Below are 1,252 nucleotides of genomic sequence, written 5' to 3'. Positions count from 1 at the left end.
AACCAGATAATCCGATGAGATGCCGGTTTGCCTCACTCTCATGCAAAGGTAAGATCAACCATTTAATCCGCTTACCCAAAAAAAGATGGTAGTTCAGCGAGCTGAGTGGTCATGATGCCAAATACAAGTATGTGCCTTCATATTGGTAACTTTCTATGGTTTGGAATGGTCACCCTCTCGGTGCACATAGGTAGCGATAGCCGGAGTGGTAGCCATAGGTAGGAGCATGCACATAGCCCATGGAGAATGAGTGAAAATTCAGATGAGCTTCGCTTTGCCATGCAAAGTGACTTCCCATGTTAAGTGTGATCATGGTTATGTACCATGATTTGTAGCTAAGTGTGCGAATCGGACATCTAGAAGTCCGCCATTTTACTTCTTTGCATTTTTATCGTGATATTCAGCCGGAGTTATGGTTATTTGATAGACAAGTAATTCATCATCATAGCTAGTGACGTAAAAGGAGAATACTCATGACTGACGAAATTGATGTGATAGCAAAAGAAGAAAGGAGGAAGGTAGATAAGGGAGAAACAGAAGAAATAATTAAAAAGTTTTCAATTTATGAGTATAGCGATTCCCTACTGAAAGCAGCTCAAAGAAATAGAACTTATGCCCATATTGCAGCTACGATAAGTAGAGGTCTTATGCTCAAAACATCTGAAATTGATGACTATAGGCTTCATTTTATAAAATCTTTTGGGGTGAATCGGCGCCATTACCTGAAAAGAAGTCGGATTGTTTCGGGTGACGCTGATTTCTTTGAACGAATTTTTATGTTGCTTAGATATATTGGGACTATTCGAAAATACAGTTACTACCATTTACCTATGATTGGTCGGCGGATTTTTGAAATAAGTAATTTGGAAGATGAGCAGAGTGTTAGCAAGGCATTCGAATTAATAAAAGATAGAATGGTAAGTCAAAAGGATTTATTGCCTGTGTATAGTGCGGCACAGAAGAAAGAGATTAGAAAGATACTTAGAAAGCTAATTTTGTCAAATATTAATGCATTTATTTCAGATGAAGACTTTGGGAGGCGTTTCAATGTGCATCCTGCAGTGCCATACTTTATTAAAGCTATAAAGTTTCATAGACTGTCAATTGATGGTGATATTGATTTCAATGAATATTACTCAGATGATGTTATTGGTGGATTGGTAAGCTTTCTTAACGCTGACTCTTATACACAAATAGCGGTCTGAACGGAACTTTTCCCGTTTTCCAGGATCTGATCTTCCATGTGACTCCC

The 1,252-nt window shown here is 38.3% G+C and carries 1 protein-coding gene; it reads left to right on the top strand.

The features are described from left to right. Positions 1-473 precede the first annotated feature (473 nt). On the top strand, positions 474-1,205 hold the full coding sequence (locus tag PG899_RS24035) for a hypothetical protein (protein WP_270697812.1): 732 nt from the start codon (positions 474-476) through the stop codon (positions 1,203-1,205). Positions 1,206-1,252: the final 47 nt, after the last annotated feature.

The organism is Aeromonas sp. QDB39 (assembly GCF_027707585.1).
GTDB lineage: Bacteria > Pseudomonadota > Gammaproteobacteria > Enterobacterales > Aeromonadaceae > Aeromonas > Aeromonas hydrophila.
The sequence above is the reverse complement of the archived record's forward strand: the minus strand, read 5'-3'. Positions and strand labels throughout refer to the sequence as shown.